Source organism: Streptomyces marinisediminis (assembly GCF_026262575.1).
Taxonomy (GTDB): Bacteria; Actinomycetota; Actinomycetes; order Streptomycetales; family Streptomycetaceae; genus Streptomyces; species Streptomyces marinisediminis.
Map to the genome: position 1 here is coordinate 23582 of NZ_JAPKFL010000015.1, position 17163 is coordinate 40744.

The window sequence follows — 17163 nt, forward strand, 5'->3', positions numbered from 1 at the left end:
GCCCGCACCGCCGCCGACCCGCCGAGCCCGGCGGGCGGGCCCTCCGCCGCGCCCGCTCGCCCCGGCACGCCCCTCCTCCACCCACGGAAGGCAACAGATGAAGCGCCACCTCATCTCGGCCGCCGACCTCACCCGGGACGACGCCGTCCTCGTCCTCGACACCGCCGAGGAACTGGGACGGCTCGCCGACCGGCCGATCAAGAAGCTGCCGACGCTGCGCGGCCGCACCGTCGTCAACCTCTTCTTCGAGGACTCCACGCGCACCCGGATCTCCTTCGAGGCCGCCGCCAAACGGCTGTCGGCCGATGTGATCAACTTCTCCGCCAAGGGCTCCTCGGTCTCCAAGGGCGAGTCGCTGAAGGACACCGCGCTCACCCTGGAGGCGATGGGCGCCGACGCCGTCGTCATCCGCCACCACGACTCCGGCGCGCCGCACCGCCTGGCCACCTCCGGCTGGATCGGCGGCTCCGTGGTCAACGCGGGCGACGGCACCCACGAGCACCCCACGCAGGCGCTGCTGGACGCCTTCACCCTGCGCCGCCGCCTGGGCGCGGGCGCCGGGCACGACCTCGGCGGCCGCCGCGTCACGATCGTCGGCGACATCCTGCACAGCCGCGTCGCCCGGTCCAACGTCCACCTGCTGAGCACGCTCGGCGCCGAGGTCACCCTCGTCGCGCCGCCCACGCTCGTCCCGGTGGGCGTCGAGCGCTGGCCGTGCGAGGTCTCCTACGACCTCGACGCCGTGCTGGCCACCTCCGACGCGGTGATGATGCTGCGCGTCCAGCGGGAGCGGATGAACGCGGCCTACTTCCCGACCGAGCGCGAGTACGCCCGGCGCTACGGCCTGGACGGGACGCGCATGGCGCGCATGCCGGAGCACGCCCTGGTCATGCACCCCGGGCCGATGAACCGCGGCATGGAGATCACCGCCGACGTCGCCGACTCGCCGCGCTGCACCGCCGTCGAGCAGGTGACCAACGGCGTGTCCACCCGCATGGCCGTGCTGTACCTGCTGCTGGGCGGCGCGGCGCTGGGCACCGAAGAACCCGCCGGGCCCACCGGCCGGCACACCGAGAGCGCCGAGCAGGGCGAGAACGCACAACCGCACGCCGAGGAGAACACGTGAGCACCGACAAGACCCTGATCCGCGGCGCCCGGGTACTCGGCGGCCCGCCCACCGACGTGCTGCTCGACGGCGAGACCATCGCCGAGGTCGGCGCCGGGTCGGGCGCCGCGGGCGCGCGCGTCGTCGAGGCCGACGGGCTGGTCCTGCTGCCCGGCCTGGTCGACCTGCACACGCACCTGCGCGAGCCGGGCCGGGAGGACTCCGAGACCGTCCTGACCGGCACCCGCGCCGCCGCCCGCGGCGGCTTCACCGCCGTGCACGCCATGGCCAACACCTTCCCCGTCGCCGACACCGCCGGCGTGGTGGAGCAGGTGTGGCGGCTGGGCCGGGAGTCCGGCTACTGCGACGTGCAGCCGGTCGGCGCCGTCACCGTGGGGCTGGGCGGGCGGCAGCTCGCCGAGCTGGGGGCCATGCACGAGTCCGCCGCCGGTGTGACCGTCTTCTCCGACGACGGCAAGTGCGTGGACGACGCGGTGATCATGCGGCGCGCCCTGGAGTACGTGAAGGCCTTCGACGGCGTCATCGCCCAGCACGCCCAGGAGCCGCGGCTGACCGAGGGCGCCCAGATGAACGAGGGCGTCGTCTCCGCCGAACTGGGGCTGGGCGGCTGGCCGGCCGTCGCCGAGGAGTCGATCGTCTCCCGCGACGTGCTGCTGGCCGCGCACGTCGGCTCCCGGGTGCACATCTGCCACCTGTCCACCGCGGGCTCGGTGGAGATCGTGCGCTGGGCGAAGTCCAAGGGCTGGCGCGTCACCGCCGAGGTCACCCCGCACCACCTGCTGCTCACCGACGAGCTGGTGCGCTCCTACGACCCCGTGTACAAGGTGAACCCGCCGCTGCGCACCGAGGCCGACGTGCTGGCCCTGCGCGCGGCGCTGGCCGACGGCACGATCGACTGCGTCGCCACCGACCACGCCCCGCACCCGCACGAGGACAAGGACTGCGAGTGGGGCGCCGCCGCCATGGGCATGGTCGGCCTGGAGACCGCGCTGTCGGTGGTGCAGCACACCATGGTCGACACCGGGCTGCTCGACTGGGCGGGCGTCGCCGACCGCCTGTCCTTCCGCCCCGCGCACATCGGCCGCCTCACCGGCCACGGCCGTCCCGTCTCGCCCGGTGAGCCCGCCAACCTGACCCTGGTCGATCCGGCTTACCGTGGTCCCGTGGACCCCGCGGGCTTCGCCTCCCGCAGCCGCAACACCCCCTACCGGGGCCGCGCGCTGCCGGGCCGCGTCACACACACCTTCCTGCGGGGCCGGGCCACGGTGACAGACGGGAAGCTGGCGTGAACACGATCGCATGGACCCTCCTCGCCGAAAGCGGGGTCGAGCGCAAGTCCCAGGAGGTGACCCACCTCGCCGAACGGATCGGCTGGGTGGTGGGCCTGCTGCTGTTCGTGGCGCTGGTGTACTGGCTGATGCGGCGGGGCTGGCGCCGGCGCGGCGCCGCGCAGGGCGGCATCCCGGCCCCGGCCGGCATCCCGGGGGAGGCGGGCACCACCCGGCTCACCCTGACCGGCCGCTACCACGGCACGACGGTCGCCGGGCAGTGGCTGGAGCGGATCGTCGCCCACGGCCTGGGCCTGCGCAGCCGCGCCGAGCTGACCCTCACCGACCGCGGCCTGCTCGTCACCCGACCCGGCACCCGCGACTTCTTCGTACCCGCCGACACGCTGCGCGGTGCCCGCCTGGACACCGGCATCGCGGGCAAGGTGGTCACCGAGGGCGGCCTGCTCGTCGTCACCTGGACGCTGGGCGAGCACACCCTGGACTCCGGTTTCCGCTCCGACCACCCCGCCGAGCACGCCGCCTGGGTCGCGGCCCTCACCGAACCCACCCCACCCACCGGCGACAGCGCCGTCGCCGCCCAGCACGACCGGGAAGGCGCCCGATGACGACCTCCGCCCGCACCCCCGCCCCCGCCCCCGCCGTACTCGTCCTGGAGGACGGCCGCATCTTCCGCGGCCGCGCCTACGGGGCGGTGGGGGAGACCTTCGGGGAGGCCGTCTTCTCCACCGGCATGACCGGTTACCAGGAGACCCTCACCGACCCGTCCTACCACCGCCAGGTGGTGGTGATGACCTCGCCGCACGTGGGCAACACCGGCGTCAACGACGAGGACCCGGAGTCGGCGCGCATCTGGGTCGCCGGCTACGTGGTGCGCGACCCCGCCCGCGTCCCGTCCAACTGGCGCTCGGCGCGCCCGCTGGAGCAGGAGCTGGCCGCGCAGGGCGTGGTGGGCATCAGCGGCGTCGACACCCGGGCGCTCACCCGGCACCTGCGCGAGCGCGGGGCGATGCGGGTGGGCGTGTTCTCCGGCGACGCGGTCGAGCCCGACGCGGCGCTGCTGGCCCGCGTGCGCTCGGCGCCGCAGATGGCCGGCGCCGACCTGTGCGGCGAGGTGGCCACCACCGAGCCCTACGTCGTCCCCGCCGAAGGCACCAAGCGGTTCACGGTGGCCGCGGTGGACCTGGGCATCAAGGGCATGACGCCGCGCCGCATGGCCGAGCGCGGCATAGAGGTGCACGTCCTGCCGGCGACCGCGAGCGTGGCGGACATCTACGCCGTCCGCCCCGACGGCGTGTTCTTCTCCAACGGGCCCGGCGACCCGGCCACCGCCGACCACCCCGTCTCGCTGGTGCGGGGGGTGCTGGAGCGCGGCACCCCGCTGTTCGGCATCTGCTTCGGCAACCAGCTCCTCGGTCGCGCCCTCGGCTTCGGCACGTTCAAGCTCCGGTACGGCCACCGGGGGATCAACCAGCCGGTGCAGGACCGCGCCACCGGCAAGGTGGAGATCACCGCGCACAACCACGGATTCGCCGTCGACGCCCCGCTGGACGGGCCCGCCGACACGCCGTTCGGGCCGGCCGAGGTCAGTCACGTCTGCCTGAACGACAACGTGGTGGAGGGCCTGCGGCTGCTGGAGCGGCCCGCGTTCTCCGTCCAGTACCACCCCGAAGCGGCCGCCGGACCCCACGACGCCGCCTACCTGTTCGACCGCTTCGTTTCCCTCATGGAGGCCCAGCGTGCCTAAGCGCACCGATATCCAGTCCGTCCTGGTCATCGGCTCGGGCCCGATCGTCATCGGCCAGGCCGCCGAGTTCGACTACTCCGGCACCCAGGCGTGCCGCGTGCTGAAGGCCGAGGGCCTGCGGGTCATCCTGGTCAACTCCAACCCGGCCACGATCATGACCGACCCGGAGATCGCCGACGCCACCTACGTGGAGCCGATCACCCCCGAGTACGTCGAGAAGATCATCGCCAAGGAGCGCCCGGACGCGCTGCTGCCCACCCTGGGCGGCCAGACGGCGCTGAACACCGCGATCTCCCTGCACGAAGCCGGAACGCTGCGCGAGTACGGCGTGGAGCTGATCGGCGCCAACGTCGAGGCCATCCACAAGGGCGAGGACCGCGAGCAGTTCAAGGACGTCGTCGAGGCCGTCCGCGCCCGGATCGGCCACGGCGAGTCCGCCCGCTCGGTCATCTGCCACTCGATGGAGGAGGTCCTCGCCGGCGTCGACGGCCTCGGCGGCTACCCCGTCGTCGTGCGGCCCTCGTTCACCATGGGCGGGGCCGGGTCCGGGTTCGCGCACGACGAGCGGGAGCTGCGCCGCATCGCGGGGCAGGGGCTCGCGCTCTCGCCGACCACCGAGGTGCTCCTGGAGGAGTCCATCCTCGGCTGGAAGGAGTACGAGCTGGAGCTGATGCGCGACGGCCGGGACAACGTCGTCGTGGTGTGCTCCATCGAGAACTTCGACCCGATGGGCGTGCACACCGGCGACTCGATCACCGTCGCCCCGGCGATGACGCTCACCGACCGCGAGTACCAGGTGCTGCGCGACATCGGCATCGCCGTGATCCGCGAGGTCGGCGTGGACACCGGCGGCTGCAACATCCAGTTCGCCGTCAACCCCGAGGACGGCCGGGTCATCGTCATCGAGATGAACCCGCGCGTCTCGCGCTCCTCCGCGCTCGCCTCGAAGGCCACCGGCTTCCCCATCGCGAAGATCGCCGCCAAGCTGGCCGTCGGGTACACCCTGGACGAGATCCCCAACGACATCACCGCGCAGACCCCGGCCTCCTTCGAGCCCACCCTGGACTACGTGGTGGTCAAGGTCCCGCGGTTCGCCTTCGAGAAGTTCCCGGCCGCCGACAGTACCCTCACCACGACGATGAAGTCCGTCGGGGAGGCCATGGCGATCGGGCGCAACTTCCCCGAGGCGCTGAACAAGGCGCTGCGCTCGCTGGAGAAGACCGGCAGCCAGTTCGACTTCACCGAGCCCGCCGGCGACAAGGACGCCCTGCTCGCCGAGGCCCGCCGGCCCACCGACGGGCGCGTCAACACCGTGATGCGGGCCATCCGCGCCGGCGCGAGCCCGCAGGAGGTCTTCGACGCCACCCGGATCGACCCCTGGTTCGTCGACCAGCTCTTCTTGATCAAGGAGACGGCCGACGAGCTGGCCGCCGCCGAGCTGCTCGGCCCCGAGCTGCTCGGGCAGGCCAAGCGCTACGGGTTCTCCGACGCCCAGATCGCCGCCGTGCGGGGCCTGCGCGAAGACGTGGTGCGCGAGGTGCGGCACGCGCTGGGCGTCCACCCCGTGTACAAGACCGTCGACACCTGTGCCGCCGAGTTCGCCGCGCGCACCCCGTACTTCTACTCCTCCTACGACGAGGAGAGCGAGGTCGCGCCGCGCGAGAAGCCCGCGGTGATCATCCTGGGCTCCGGGCCGAACCGCATCGGCCAGGGCATCGAGTTCGACTATTCCTGCGTGCACGCCTCCTTCGCCCTGTCCGCGGCGGGCTACGAGACCGTCATGGTCAACTGCAACCCCGAGACCGTCTCCACCGACTACGACACCTCCGACCGGCTCTACTTCGAGCCGCTCACCCTGGAGGACGTCCTGGAGGTGGTCCGCGCCGAGACCGAGGCGGGCCCGGTCGCCGGGGTGATCGTCCAGCTCGGCGGGCAGACCCCGCTGGGGCTGGCCCAGGCGCTCAAGGACAACGGCGTGCCGATCGTGGGCACCCCGCCGGAGGCCATCCACGCCGCCGAGGAGCGCGGTGCCTTCGGCCGTGTGCTGGCCGAGGCCGGCCTGCCCGCGCCCAAGTACGGGACCGCCTACTCCTTCGCCGAGGCCAAGGACATCGCCGCGGGCATCGGCTACCCGGTGATGGTGCGCCCCTCCTACGTGCTGGGCGGCCGGGGCATGGAGATCGTCTACGACGAGCCCTCGCTCGGCGCCTACCTGGAGCGCCACGCCGGGCTCGTCTCCGAGCACCCCGTGCTCATCGACCGCTTCCTCGACGACGCCATCGAGATCGACGTCGACGCCCTCTACGACGGCCACGAGCTCTACCTCGGCGGCGTCATGGAGCACATCGAGGAGGCCGGCATCCACTCCGGCGACTCCGCCTGCGCGCTGCCGCCCATCACCCTGGGCGGCCACGACGTCAAGCGGCTGCGCGCCTCCACCGAGGCCATCGCCCGGGGCGTCGGCGTGCGCGGGCTGATCAACATCCAGTTCGCCCTGGCCGGGGACATCCTCTACGTGCTGGAGGCCAACCCGCGCGCCTCGCGCACCGTGCCGTTCACCTCCAAGGCGACGGCCGTGCCGCTGGCCAAGGCCGCCGCGCGCATCTCGCTGGGCGCCACCGTCGCCGAGCTGCGCGCCGAGGGCCTGCTGCCGGCCGAGGGCGACGGCGGCACGCTGCCGCTGGACGCGCCGATCTCGGTCAAGGAGGCCGTCATGCCCTGGACGCGCTTCCGGGACGTGCACGGCCGCGGCGTGGACACCGTGCTGGGCCCGGAGATGCGCTCCACCGGCGAGGTCATGGGCATCGACTCCGTCTTCGGCGCGGCCTACGCCAAGTCGCAGGCCGGCGCCTACGGGGCCCTGCCCACCAAGGGCCGCGCCTTCGTCTCCGTCGCCAACCGCGACAAGCGCTCGATGATCTTCCCGGCCCGGGAGCTGGTCAACCTCGGCTTCGAGCTGCTGGCCACCTCCGGCACCGCCGAGGTGCTGCGCCGCAACGGCATCAGCGCCACCGTCGTGCGCAAGCAGAGCGAGGGCGAGGGGCCGGACGGGGAGAAGACGATCGTCCAGCTCATCCACGCCGGGGAGGTCGACCTCATCGTCAACACCCCCTACGGCACCGGCGGCCGCCTGGACGGCTACGACATCCGCACCGCCGCCGTCGCCCGCTCCGTGCCCTGCCTGACCACGGTGCAGGCCCTGGCAGCGGCCGTGCAGGGCATCGAGGCGCTCGGCCGCGGCGAGGTGGGCGTGCGCTCCCTGCAGGAGCACGCCGAGCACCTGGGCGCCGCCCGCGCCCGCTGAGGCACCGGCCGGGGAGCCGCCCGTGCGGCGCTCCCCGGCCCGGCCCGCTTCGGTCCGGTCCGCTCCGGTCCGGCCGCCGCGGGCCCGCCCGGACCCGTCTCCCGCTCCCCGCCCGCCGTCGGACACCCACCCCGGAAGGCCCGCACCGCCGCATGTACCGCCTGCTCTTCGCTCTCCTCCTCCGGCGCCTCGACCCCGAGCGGGCGCACCACCTGGCCTTCGCCTGGATGCGCGCCCTGGCCCGCGTGCCCGTCCTGCGCACCTGCGCCGCCGCCTTCCTCGCCCCCCGCCACCGCTCCCTGCGCGTGACCGCGCTCGGGCGCCGCATGCACGGGCCGTTCGGGCTCGCCGCCGGGTTCGACAAGAACGCCGTCGGCATCGACGGGCTGACCATGCTGGGCTTCGACCACGTGGAGGTCGGCACCGTCACGGCCCAGCCGCAGCCGGGCAACCCGCGCAAGCGGCTCTTCCGGCTGGTGCCGGACCGCGCGCTGATCAACCGCATGGGCTTCAACAACGACGGCTCCGCCGCCGTCGCCGAGCGGCTGGCCGCACGCGCCGCGGGCCGCCCGCCCTTCCGCGCGGTGGTCGGCGTCAACATCGGCAAGACCAAGGCCGTCCCGGAGGCCGAGGCCGTCGCCGACTACGTCACCTCCGCCGAGCGCCTGGCCCCCTGGGCCGACTACCTGGTCGTCAACGTCTCCTCGCCCAACACCCCCGGGCTGCGCGACCTGCAGGCCACCGAGGCGCTGCGCCCGCTGCTGACGGCCGTGCGCGCGGCCGCCGACCGGGTCGCCACCGGGCGCCGCGTCCCCCTGCTGGTCAAGATCGCCCCCGACCTGGCCGACGCCGACGTCGACGCCGTGGCCGACCTCGCCCTGGAACTCGGCCTGGACGGCATCATCGCCACCAACACCACCATCGCCCGCGAGAACCTGGGCCTGCTCTCGCCGCCCGGGCTGACGGCCGAGACCGGCGGCCTGTCGGGCGCACCGGTCAAGCGGCGCGCCGTGGAGGTGCTGCGCCGCCTGTACGCCCGCGTCGGCGACCGGCTCGTCCTCATCGGCGTCGGCGGCGTCGAGACGGCCGACGACGTGTGGGAGCGCATCCTGGCCGGGGCCACGCTCGTGCAGGGCTACAGCGGCTTCGTCTACGCCGGGCCGCTGTGGAACCGCCGCATCCACCGGGGCCTGGCCGAGCGCCTGGCCGCCAGCCCCCACCAGACCCTCGCCGACGCCGTCGGCGCCGACACCCGTGAGGCGGACGCCGCATGAGCCAGCACCCCGAGCCCTTCGGCGCCCGGCTGCGCCGCGCCCTGGACACCCGCGGGCCCCTGTGCGTCGGCATCGACCCGCACCCGGCCCTGCTCACCGACTGGGGCCTGGGCGACGACGTGGCCGGGCTGGAGCGCTTCACCCGCACCGTCGTCGACGCGCTCGCCGACCGGGTCGCGCTGTTCAAACCGCAGTCCGCCTTCTTCGAGCGCTTCGGCTCACGCGGCGTCGCCGTGCTCGAACGCGCGCTGGCCGACGCCCGCGCGGGCGGCGCCCTGGTGCTGATGGACGCCAAGCGCGGCGACATCGGCTCCACCATGGCCGCCTACGCCGCCGCCTACCTGGACCCGGCCGCGCCGCTGTTCAGCGACGCCGTCACCCTCAGCCCCTACCTGGGCTTCGACTCCCTGCGCCCGGCGCTGGACGCCGCCCGGGCCGCCGGCTGTGGGGCCTTCGTCCTCGCGCTCACCTCCAACCCCGAGGGGCCCCAGGTCCAGCGCGCGCAGACCGCGGACGGCCGTACGGTGGCGCAGACCGTGCTGGACCACCTCGCGCGGGAGAACGCCGGCGCCGTGCCGCTGGGCTCCTTCGGCGCCGTGGTGGGGGCGACGCTGGAGGAGGCGGGGGCCGACCTGGCGATCAACGGCCCGCTCCTCGCCCCGGGGCTGGGCGCGCAGGGCGCGAGCGCGGCGGACCTGCCTCGGGTCTTCGGCGCGGCCGTGGGCCAGGTCGTGCCGAGCGTCAGCCGCGCGGTGCTGCGGCACGGGCCGGACGCCGACGCGCTGCGGCGTGCCGTGCGGGCCGAGACGGAGGCGCTCGCGGACGTCCTGGGCTGACCTGCGGCGCCGCGGGGGAGGCGGGCGGTGCGGCCCGAACCGAACCTACTCGTTGGTATTGTCCGGAAAAGTCCTGTTCAGTTTGAGTCTGACCAGGACTTTTCCGCTGTTCTCGCTGACTTATGCGCGCCCCGCCCGCTAGTCTCCGGGCAGAGCGCGTGAACAGGCGCGTTGCTCGTTGCCCCGCACTTGCGGGGCTACTAGGTTCCACACCGACCTATCCGACCAGTTCGACATCCGAGGTGACGAAGGCGTGGCTCTTCCGCCCCTTACCCCTGAACAGCGCGCAGCCGCGCTTGAGAAGGCCGCCGCGGCTCGCCGGGAGCGCGCCGAGGTCAAGAACCGGCTCAAGCACTCGGGCGCGACCCTGCACGACGTCATCGAGCAGGGCCAGAAGAACGACGTCATCGGCAAGATGAAGGTCAGCGCGCTCCTGGAGTCGCTGCCCGGCGTCGGCAAGGTCCGGGCCCGCCAGATCATGGAGCGGCTCGGCATCTCCGAGAGCCGCCGGGTCCGCGGCCTCGGCTCCAACCAGATCGCGGCACTGGAGCGCGAGTTCGGCCAAGCGGGCTGACCCCTCGCGGCCGGGTGCCACCGGCTCCCGCGCCCCCGGGCCACCGGCACGCCGGGAAACCGGGATAATCGCTGCATGACTACTCCTGTCTCCCGGGGGGAAACCCCGGTGCCCCCGGACAGACAACCACGGCTGACCGTGCTCTCCGGCCCCTCCGGGGTCGGCAAGAGCACGGTCGTCGCGCATCTGCGCAGGGCCCACCCCGAGGTGTGGCTCTCGGTCTCGGCCACCACCCGCAGACCCCGCCCCGGCGAGCGGCACGGCGTCCACTACTTCTTCGTGGACGACGAGGAGTTCGACAAGCTCGTCGCCAACGGCGAGCTCCTGGAGTGGGCGGAGTTCGCGGGCAACCGGTACGGGACGCCGCGCCGGGCGGTGCTGGAGAAGCTGGCGGCCGGCGAGCCCGTCCTGCTGGAGATCGACCTGCAGGGCGCCCGGCTGGTGCGCTCCTCCATGCCCGAGGCGCAGCTCGTCTTCCTCGCCCCGCCGAGCTGGGAGGAGCTGGTGCGCCGGCTGACCGGCCGGGGCACCGAGGCCCCCGAGGTCATCGAGCGACGGCTCACCGTGGCGCGCACCGAGCTCGCCGCCGAGTCGGAGTTCGACACCACCTTGGTCAACACCTCCGTCGAGGACGTCGCCGCGGAACTGCTAGCCTTGCTCTGATGGCCTGGGGCCAGCGCGGGGACGGGCGGCAGCCCGCTCGCCCCGTCCGCGCCCCGGTCAGCGCAACCTCTCTCCACACTCGGAAGGCAGAGCGTGTCCTCTTCCATCGCCACGCCCGAGGGCATCATCAATCCGCCGATCGATGAGCTGCTCGAGGCCACCGACTCCAAGTACAGCCTGGTGATCTACGCGGCCAAGCGGGCCCGGCAGATCAACGCCTACTACTCGCAGCTCGGCGAGGGCCTCCTGGAGTACGTCGGCCCGCTGGTGGACACCCACGTCCACGAGAAGCCGCTGTCGATCGCGCTCCGCGAGATCAACGCGGGTCTGCTCACCTCCGAGGCCGTCGAGGCCCCGGTCCAGTAGGCCCCGGGCCGGCAGGCCCCGCCGCCCGGTCCCGGCACCGGACGCGGAGCCGCGCCGGGGCCTCTGCGGCCTCGGCGCCATCCCCACGAGACGGGCCCGGCAGCACGGCTGCCGGGCCCGTGGTGTGTCATAGGCGGGTACGCGACGAGCGCAGGCGGGAGTGGCTCCATGACGGCCAAGGCGGACCGGCCCACGGTGGTTCTCGGGGTGAGCGGCGGGATCGCCGCCTACAAGGCGTGCGAGCTGCTGCGCCGCCTCACCGAGTCCGGACACGACGTCCAGGTGGTGCCCACCGCCGCGGCGCTGGAGTTCGTCGGCGCGCCCACCTGGGCCGCCCTGTCCGGCCGGCCGGTCGCCCACGAGGTGTGGGAGACGGTGCACGAGGTGCCGCACGTGCGCATCGGCCGCGAGGCCGACCTCGTCGTCGTCGCCCCCGCCACCGCCGACCTCCTGGCCCGGGCCGCGCACGGCATCGCCGGGGACCTGCTCACCAACACCCTGCTGACCGCGCGCTGCCCCGTCGTCTTCGCCCCGGCGATGCACACCGAGATGTGGGAGCACCCGGCCACCCGGGAGAACGTCGCCACCCTGCGCCGCCGGGGCGCCCTGGTCGTCGAGCCCGCCGTGGGCCGGCTGACGGGCGCCGACACCGGCAAGGGCCGGCTCCCCGAGCCGGAGGAGATCTTCGCCCTGTGCCGCCGGGTGCTGGCCCGCGGCGTGCCCGGGGCCGACCTCGCCGGGCGGCACGTCGTCGTCAGCGCGGGCGGCACGCGCGAGCCGCTGGACCCGGTCCGCTTCCTGGGCAACCGCTCCTCGGGGCGGCAGGGGTACGCCTTCGCCGCCACGGCCGCCGCCCGGGGCGCCCGCGTCACCCTCGTCGCCGCGCACACGGCGCTGCCCGACCCGGCGGGCGTGACGGTCGTGCCCGTGGGCACCGCGCGGGAGCTGCGCGCGGCGGTGCTGGCGGCCGCCGCCGACGCCGACGCCGTGGTCATGGCCGCCGCCGTGGCGGACTTCCGGCCCGCCCACTACGCCGACGGCAAGATCAAGAAGCGGGACGGCCACGACCCCGACCCCGTCGCCCTCGTCCGCAACCCCGACGTCCTCGCCGAGCTCTCGGCGCACCGGGCCCACCCCGGCCAGGTGGTCGTGGGCTTCGCCGCCGAGACCGACGACGTGCTGGCGGCCGGCCGCGCCAAGCTCGCCCGCAAGGGCTGCGACCTGCTCGTGGTCAACGAGGTGGGCGAGCACAAGACCTTCGGCTCCGCGGACAACGAGGCGGTCGTCCTCGCCACGGACGGTACCGAGGTCCCGGTGCCCTACGGCCCCAAGGAGACCCTCGCCGACCGGGTGTGGGACCTGGTCACCGCCCGCTTCGGCGCCCCGGCGGCGCCCGCCGGGTGACCCCGGCCGCCGTGCCGGCCGCCCGCCGGGGCGGGCGCGCCCGAGGTCGCTGGGTGAGACACCTTGACCAGCACCGTAGGGCGTGCGGATAAACTGTCGGCGGAACCCGAAGGGGCGCAGCTCCCCTGACCGGTCCGCCCATGATCAGCCAGCAGCCGCTGCAACCCCAGGGAGCGATGTGTCCCGCCGCCTGTTCACCTCGGAATCCGTGACCGAGGGCCACCCTGACAAGATCGCCGATCAGATCAGCGACACCATCCTCGACGCGCTGCTCAGCGAGGACCCGGCGTCCCGCGTGGCCGTCGAGACGCTCATCACCACCGGCCAGGTGCACGTCGCCGGCGAGGTGACCACCAAGGCGTACGCGCCCATCGCCACCCTCGTCCGCGAGAAGATCCTCCAGATCGGGTACGACTCCTCCAAGAAGGGCTTCGACGGCGCCTCCTGCGGGGTCTCCGTCTCCATCGGCGCCCAGTCCCCGGACATCGCGCAGGGCGTCGACTCCGCCTACGAGAACCGGGTCGAGGGCGACGAGGACGAGCTGGACCGCCAGGGCGCCGGCGACCAGGGCCTGATGTTCGGGTACGCCTGCGACGAGACGCCCGAGCTGATGCCGCTGCCCATCACGCTGGCCCACCGCCTGTCGCGGCGGCTGACCGAGGTGCGCAAGAACGGCACCATCCCCTACCTGCGGCCCGACGGCAAGACGCAGGTCACCGTCGAGTACGACGGCGACAAGGCCGTGCGGCTGGACACCATCGTCGTCTCCAGCCAGCACGCCTCCGACATCGACCTCGACTCCCTGCTCGCGCCCGACGTCCGCGAGTTCGTCGTCGACCACGTCCTGGCCCAGCTCGTCGAGGACGGCATCAAGCTCGACACGGAGGACTACCGCCTGCTGGTGAACCCCACCGGGCGGTTCGAGATCGGCGGCCCGATGGGCGACGCCGGGCTGACCGGGCGCAAGATCATCATCGACACCTACGGCGGGATGGCCCGCCACGGCGGCGGCGCCTTCTCCGGCAAGGACCCCTCCAAGGTGGACCGCTCGGCCGCCTACGCCATGCGCTGGGTCGCCAAGAACGTCGTCGCCGCCGGGCTCGCCGCCCGCTGCGAGGTGCAGGTGGCGTACGCGATCGGCAAGGCGGAGCCGGTCGGCCTGTTCGTGGAGACCTTCGGCACCAACACGGTCGAGGAGGCACGCATCGAGGAGGCCATCACCGAGGTCTTCGACCTCCGCCCGGCCGCCATCATCCGCGACCTGGACCTGCTGCGGCCCATCTACGCCCAGACGGCCGCCTACGGCCACTTCGGCCGGGAGCTGCCCGACTTCACCTGGGAGCGCACCGACCGCACCGCCGCCCTGCGGGCCGCGGCCGGACGCTGACCGCCGCGCACGGCCCCACCGCGACGCACGCCCCGGCCCCGGTCGGCGCGTGCGTCGCGCCGGTTCGGGGTGTCCGAGCGCCCGGTCAGGGTGTCCGAGGCGTCTGCTAAGACTGGAGCCGTGAGCAGCGAGGACGCGTCCGGCAGCGGCGGCACGGCACCGCCGCCCGAGCAGCTCGCGCTCATCCGGGAGGCGGTGCGCGGCAGCCGTGCCGCGGGGACGCCGCGGGCCAGGCCGCGCACCTGGCGGGGTGCCGCGCTCGCCGACGAGCTGCCCGTCGCCCGGGTGCTGGTGGACAAGGGGCTGGTCCACCTCGACCGCTACTTCGACTACGCCGTGCCCGCCGCGCTGGCCGACGACGCCCAACCGGGCGTGCGGGTGCGCGTCCGGTTCGGCGCCGGTGAGCGGGAGGGCCGCCGCGAGGGCGGCCGGCTGATCAACGGCTTCGTCGTCGAGCGGCGCGCCGAGAGCGACTTCCCCGGCACCCTCGCCCCGCTGGCCCAGGTCCTCTCGCCCGAACGCGTCCTCACGCCGAACCTGCTGGCCCTGTGCCGCGCCGTGGCCGACCGCTACGCCGGGGCCCTGGCCGACGTGGTCCAGCTCGCCGTGCCGCCCCGCATGGCCCGCGCCGAGAAAAGCGCGCCGCCGGCGGCGGACCGGGTGCCGCCCCCGCCCGCCCCGCCGCCCCCGGGCGGGTGGACGCGCTACCCGCGAGGCACCGCGTTCCTCGACGCCCTCGCCACCGGCGGCGCCCCCCGGGCGGTGTGGACGGCGCTGCCCGGTCCCGGCTGGCCCGCGGAGCTGGCCACGGCCCTGGCGGCCACGTACGCCTCGGGGCGCGGCGCGCTCGCCGTCCTGCCCGACGGCCGCTGCGCCGCCCGTCTGGACGCCGCGCTGACCGCGCTGCTGGGCGCCGGTCACCACGTCGTGCTCACCGCCGACGCCGGCCCCGAGGCGCGCTACCGGCGGTGGCTGGCCGTCAGCCGCGGCGCCGTCCGTCTGGTGATCGGCACCCGGGCCGCGATGTTCGCGCCCGTCGCGCGCCCGGGCCTGGTGGCGCTGTGGGACGACGGCGACGCCGCGCACCGCGACGACCACGCCCCCCAGCCGCACGCCCGCGAGGTGCTGATGCTGCGCGCCGCGCACGAGGGCACCGCCCTGCTGCTCGGCGGCCACAGCCGCACCGTCGAGGCCGCCCGCCTGCTGGAGACGGGGTGGGCCGGGGCGCTGACGGCCTCGCGGGAGACGGTCCGGGCCACCGCTCCGCTGGTGCGCACCGTCTCGGAGCTGGACGAGGCGCGCGACGCGGCCGCCCGTACCGCCCGCCTGCCCACGCTGGCCTGGCGCGCCGCCCGCGACGCGCTGCGCACCGGTCCGGTGCTCGTCCAGGTGCCGCGCCGCGGGTACGTGCCCCGACTGGCCTGCGCGCACTGCCGCGAACCGGCGCGGTGCGCGCACTGCCACGGGCCGCTCACCGCCCCCGGCGCCGCGGAGGAACTGTGCTGCGGCTGGTGCGGTCGGGCGGCGCCCGGCTGGCGCTGCCCGGAGTGCGGCACGACGCGCCTGCGGGCCAGCGTCGTCGGGGCGCGGCGCACCGCCGAGGAGCTGGGCCGCGCCTTCCAGGGGGTGGCCGTGCGCACCTCGGGCCGGGACCACGTGCTGGCCACCGTGCCCGACCGTCCGGCGCTGGTCGTCAGCACCCCGGGCGCCGAGCCCGTGCCGGAGGGCCCCGGCTACGCGGCGGCGCTGCTGCTGGACGGCTGGGCCCTGCTGGGCCGCCCGGACGTGCGGGCCGAGGAGGAGGCGCTCCGGCGCTGGCTGGCGGCCTCGGCACTGGTGCGCCCGCAGTCCGAGGGCGGGACGGTGGTCGCCGTCGCGGAGCCGACGCTGCGCCCGGTGCAGGCGCTCGTCCGCTGGGACCCCGACGGGCACGCCGCGCGCGAGCTGGCCGACCGTGCCGAGCTGGGCTACCCGCCCGTCTCCCGGATGGCGTCCGTCAGCGGCCCGCCCGAGGCGGTGGCCGCGTTCCTGGCCGCCGCCGAGCTGCCACCGGGCGCGGAGCTGCTGGGGCCCGTGGAGCTGCCGGTGACCGAGCCCGGCCGCCCGCGCCGGACCGGCGATCCGCCGCCGGGCGAGCGCTGGGAGCGCGTGCTCGTCCGCGTCCCGCCGGGCCGGGGGGCGCCGCTGGCCGCCGCGCTGAAGACGGCGCAGGCCGCGCGGCTGACGCGCCGGGAGGGGCCGCCGGTGCGGATTCTCATCGACCCGGCGGACCTGGGCTGACGCCGCGGGGGCGCGCGCTCGCCGGGGCGGGACGGCGTCCGCCCGCCGGACGGGCCCGGAAGGTCAGGCGTTGCGCGGGCCGGGCAGGGCGCCGGGGCGGGGCTCGCGGGCGGGGGAGCCCTGGGCGGGCACCCCCCGGGCGGCCGGCACGGCGGGCACCGCCTCCGCGGCCGCCGCGGGGGGCTGCCCGGCCCGGGCCGCGACCGCGGCCGCCGAGCGGTCGGCGGCCAGGGCCGCCGTCTCCCCGGCACCGGCCCGCTCGCCCGAGCGCCGGGCCCCGCCGTACCGGCGGTGCACCGCCTGCTTGGTCACCCCGAGCGCCGAACCCACCGCGTCCCAGGAGAAGCCCAGCGAGCGGTCGAACTCCACGGCCGCCGTCACCAGGTTCTCCACGTTCTCCCGCAGCTCCTGGGCCAGCCGCACCGTCGGCGCCGGGGCCCTGCCGTAGACCACGAAGCCCGCGGACGGGCCGGTGCGGCGCGGCCGGTAGACGTTCCCGAGCTGCGCGGTCAGCGTGCGCAGTGCGTCCACCTGTCGGCGGACCCGCTCGATGTCCCGTACCAACAGGTGCAGACTGGCGCGTGCCTGGGCGTCGTGGGTGGCGTGGTCGGCCATGGACAAGCCTCTCGAACCGGCGTGGAAGGACCGCTGAACGGTCCGCCGCCCAACGCTCCTACGGTCACATCGCCTTGACCAACGCCGTACCGGGGGCCGGGGTCACGCCCGGGGGCGCGCGGGATGGCCCCTCACGACGCCCGCCGCGCCCCCGCCGCCGCGTCCCGCGCCGTGCCGCCGCCCCCCGCGCCCCGTGGCGCGTGCCCGGTGGCGCGGTGGGATGGTGACGGACCGTAGACTGATGCGCCGTGCGCCGACGCCCGCGCGAGCGGTCCGTCCCGTTCGCGGCCCAGCCAGGACC

The 17163-nt window shown here is 75.1% G+C and carries 14 protein-coding genes; 13 read left to right on the plus strand and 1 reads right to left on the minus strand.

The features are described 5' to 3' along the window. Positions 1 to 97: 97 nt before the first annotated feature. The 13 genes from OSB71_RS14030 (at position 98) to OSB71_RS14090 (ending at position 16247) form a co-directional block, all read left to right on the plus strand. Positions 98 to 1126, plus strand: coding sequence for an aspartate carbamoyltransferase catalytic subunit (locus OSB71_RS14030; RefSeq protein ID WP_265948128.1), 1029 nt, complete (start codon positions 98 to 100; stop codon positions 1124 to 1126). Beyond that, complete coding sequence (locus OSB71_RS14035; RefSeq protein WP_265948130.1) at positions 1123 to 2415, plus strand: dihydroorotase; 1293 nt, start codon at positions 1123 to 1125, stop codon at positions 2413 to 2415. The genes OSB71_RS14030 and OSB71_RS14035 overlap by 4 nt, the downstream gene beginning before the upstream one ends. After that, positions 2412 to 3020: a PH-like domain-containing protein gene (locus OSB71_RS14040; protein WP_265948133.1), complete on the plus strand. Its 609-nt coding sequence runs from the start codon at positions 2412 to 2414 to the stop codon at positions 3018 to 3020. The genes OSB71_RS14035 and OSB71_RS14040 overlap by 4 nt, the downstream gene beginning before the upstream one ends. Then, positions 3017 to 4159 (plus strand): glutamine-hydrolyzing carbamoyl-phosphate synthase small subunit, encoded by a 1143-nt coding sequence (gene carA, locus OSB71_RS14045; protein WP_265948135.1) that lies wholly within the window; start codon positions 3017 to 3019, stop codon positions 4157 to 4159. The genes OSB71_RS14040 and carA overlap by 4 nt, the downstream gene beginning before the upstream one ends. Continuing rightward, positions 4152 to 7463 carry a carbamoyl-phosphate synthase large subunit gene (carB, locus tag OSB71_RS14050; protein WP_265948137.1) on the plus strand — a complete coding sequence of 1104 codons (3312 nt, stop codon included), beginning with the start codon at positions 4152 to 4154 and terminating at the stop codon, positions 7461 to 7463. The genes carA and carB overlap by 8 nt, the downstream gene beginning before the upstream one ends. A gap of 152 nt (positions 7464 to 7615) precedes the next feature. Then, the gene (locus tag OSB71_RS14055) at positions 7616 to 8737 is read left to right on the plus strand and encodes a quinone-dependent dihydroorotate dehydrogenase (RefSeq protein ID WP_265948138.1); all 1122 of its coding nucleotides are present in this window, start codon (positions 7616 to 7618) and stop codon (positions 8735 to 8737) included. Beyond that, entirely contained in the window at positions 8734 to 9573 is an 840-nt protein-coding gene (gene pyrF, locus OSB71_RS14060; protein WP_265948139.1) for an orotidine-5'-phosphate decarboxylase, read from the plus strand. The genes OSB71_RS14055 and pyrF overlap by 4 nt, the downstream gene beginning before the upstream one ends. Positions 9574 to 9826: 253 nt before the next feature. After that, positions 9827 to 10147: an integration host factor, actinobacterial type gene (gene mihF / locus OSB71_RS14065; protein WP_265948141.1), complete on the plus strand. Its 321-nt coding sequence runs from the start codon at positions 9827 to 9829 to the stop codon at positions 10145 to 10147. 75 nt (positions 10148 to 10222) lie between these two features. Beyond that, on the plus strand, positions 10223 to 10810 hold the full coding sequence (gene gmk, locus OSB71_RS14070) for a guanylate kinase (protein WP_265948143.1): 588 nt from the start codon (positions 10223 to 10225) through the stop codon (positions 10808 to 10810). 93 nt (positions 10811 to 10903) lie between these two features. Then, on the plus strand, positions 10904 to 11176 hold the full coding sequence (gene rpoZ, locus OSB71_RS14075) for a DNA-directed RNA polymerase subunit omega (RefSeq protein WP_219049669.1): 273 nt from the start codon (positions 10904 to 10906) through the stop codon (positions 11174 to 11176). Positions 11177 to 11344: 168 nt separating this feature from the next. Beyond that, positions 11345 to 12580 carry a bifunctional phosphopantothenoylcysteine decarboxylase/phosphopantothenate--cysteine ligase CoaBC gene (coaBC, locus tag OSB71_RS14080; RefSeq protein WP_265948148.1) on the plus strand — a complete coding sequence of 412 codons (1236 nt, stop codon included), beginning with the start codon at positions 11345 to 11347 and terminating at the stop codon, positions 12578 to 12580. Positions 12581 to 12758: 178 nt separating this feature from the next. Beyond that, a complete protein-coding gene (metK, locus tag OSB71_RS14085) occupies positions 12759 to 13967 on the plus strand; it encodes a methionine adenosyltransferase (RefSeq protein WP_265948150.1) in 1209 nt (402 codons plus the stop codon). Positions 13968 to 14087: 120 nt separating this feature from the next. Further along, a complete protein-coding gene (locus OSB71_RS14090) occupies positions 14088 to 16247 on the plus strand; it encodes a primosomal protein N' (protein WP_265948152.1) in 2160 nt (719 codons plus the stop codon). 63 nt (positions 16248 to 16310) lie between these two features. Here the strand turns inward: OSB71_RS14090 and OSB71_RS14095 are convergent, their stop codons facing one another. Further along, on the minus strand, positions 16311 to 16862 hold the full coding sequence (locus tag OSB71_RS14095; RefSeq protein WP_265948154.1) for a hypothetical protein: 552 nt from the start codon (positions 16860 to 16862) through the stop codon (positions 16311 to 16313). Positions 16863 to 17163: the final 301 nt, after the last annotated feature.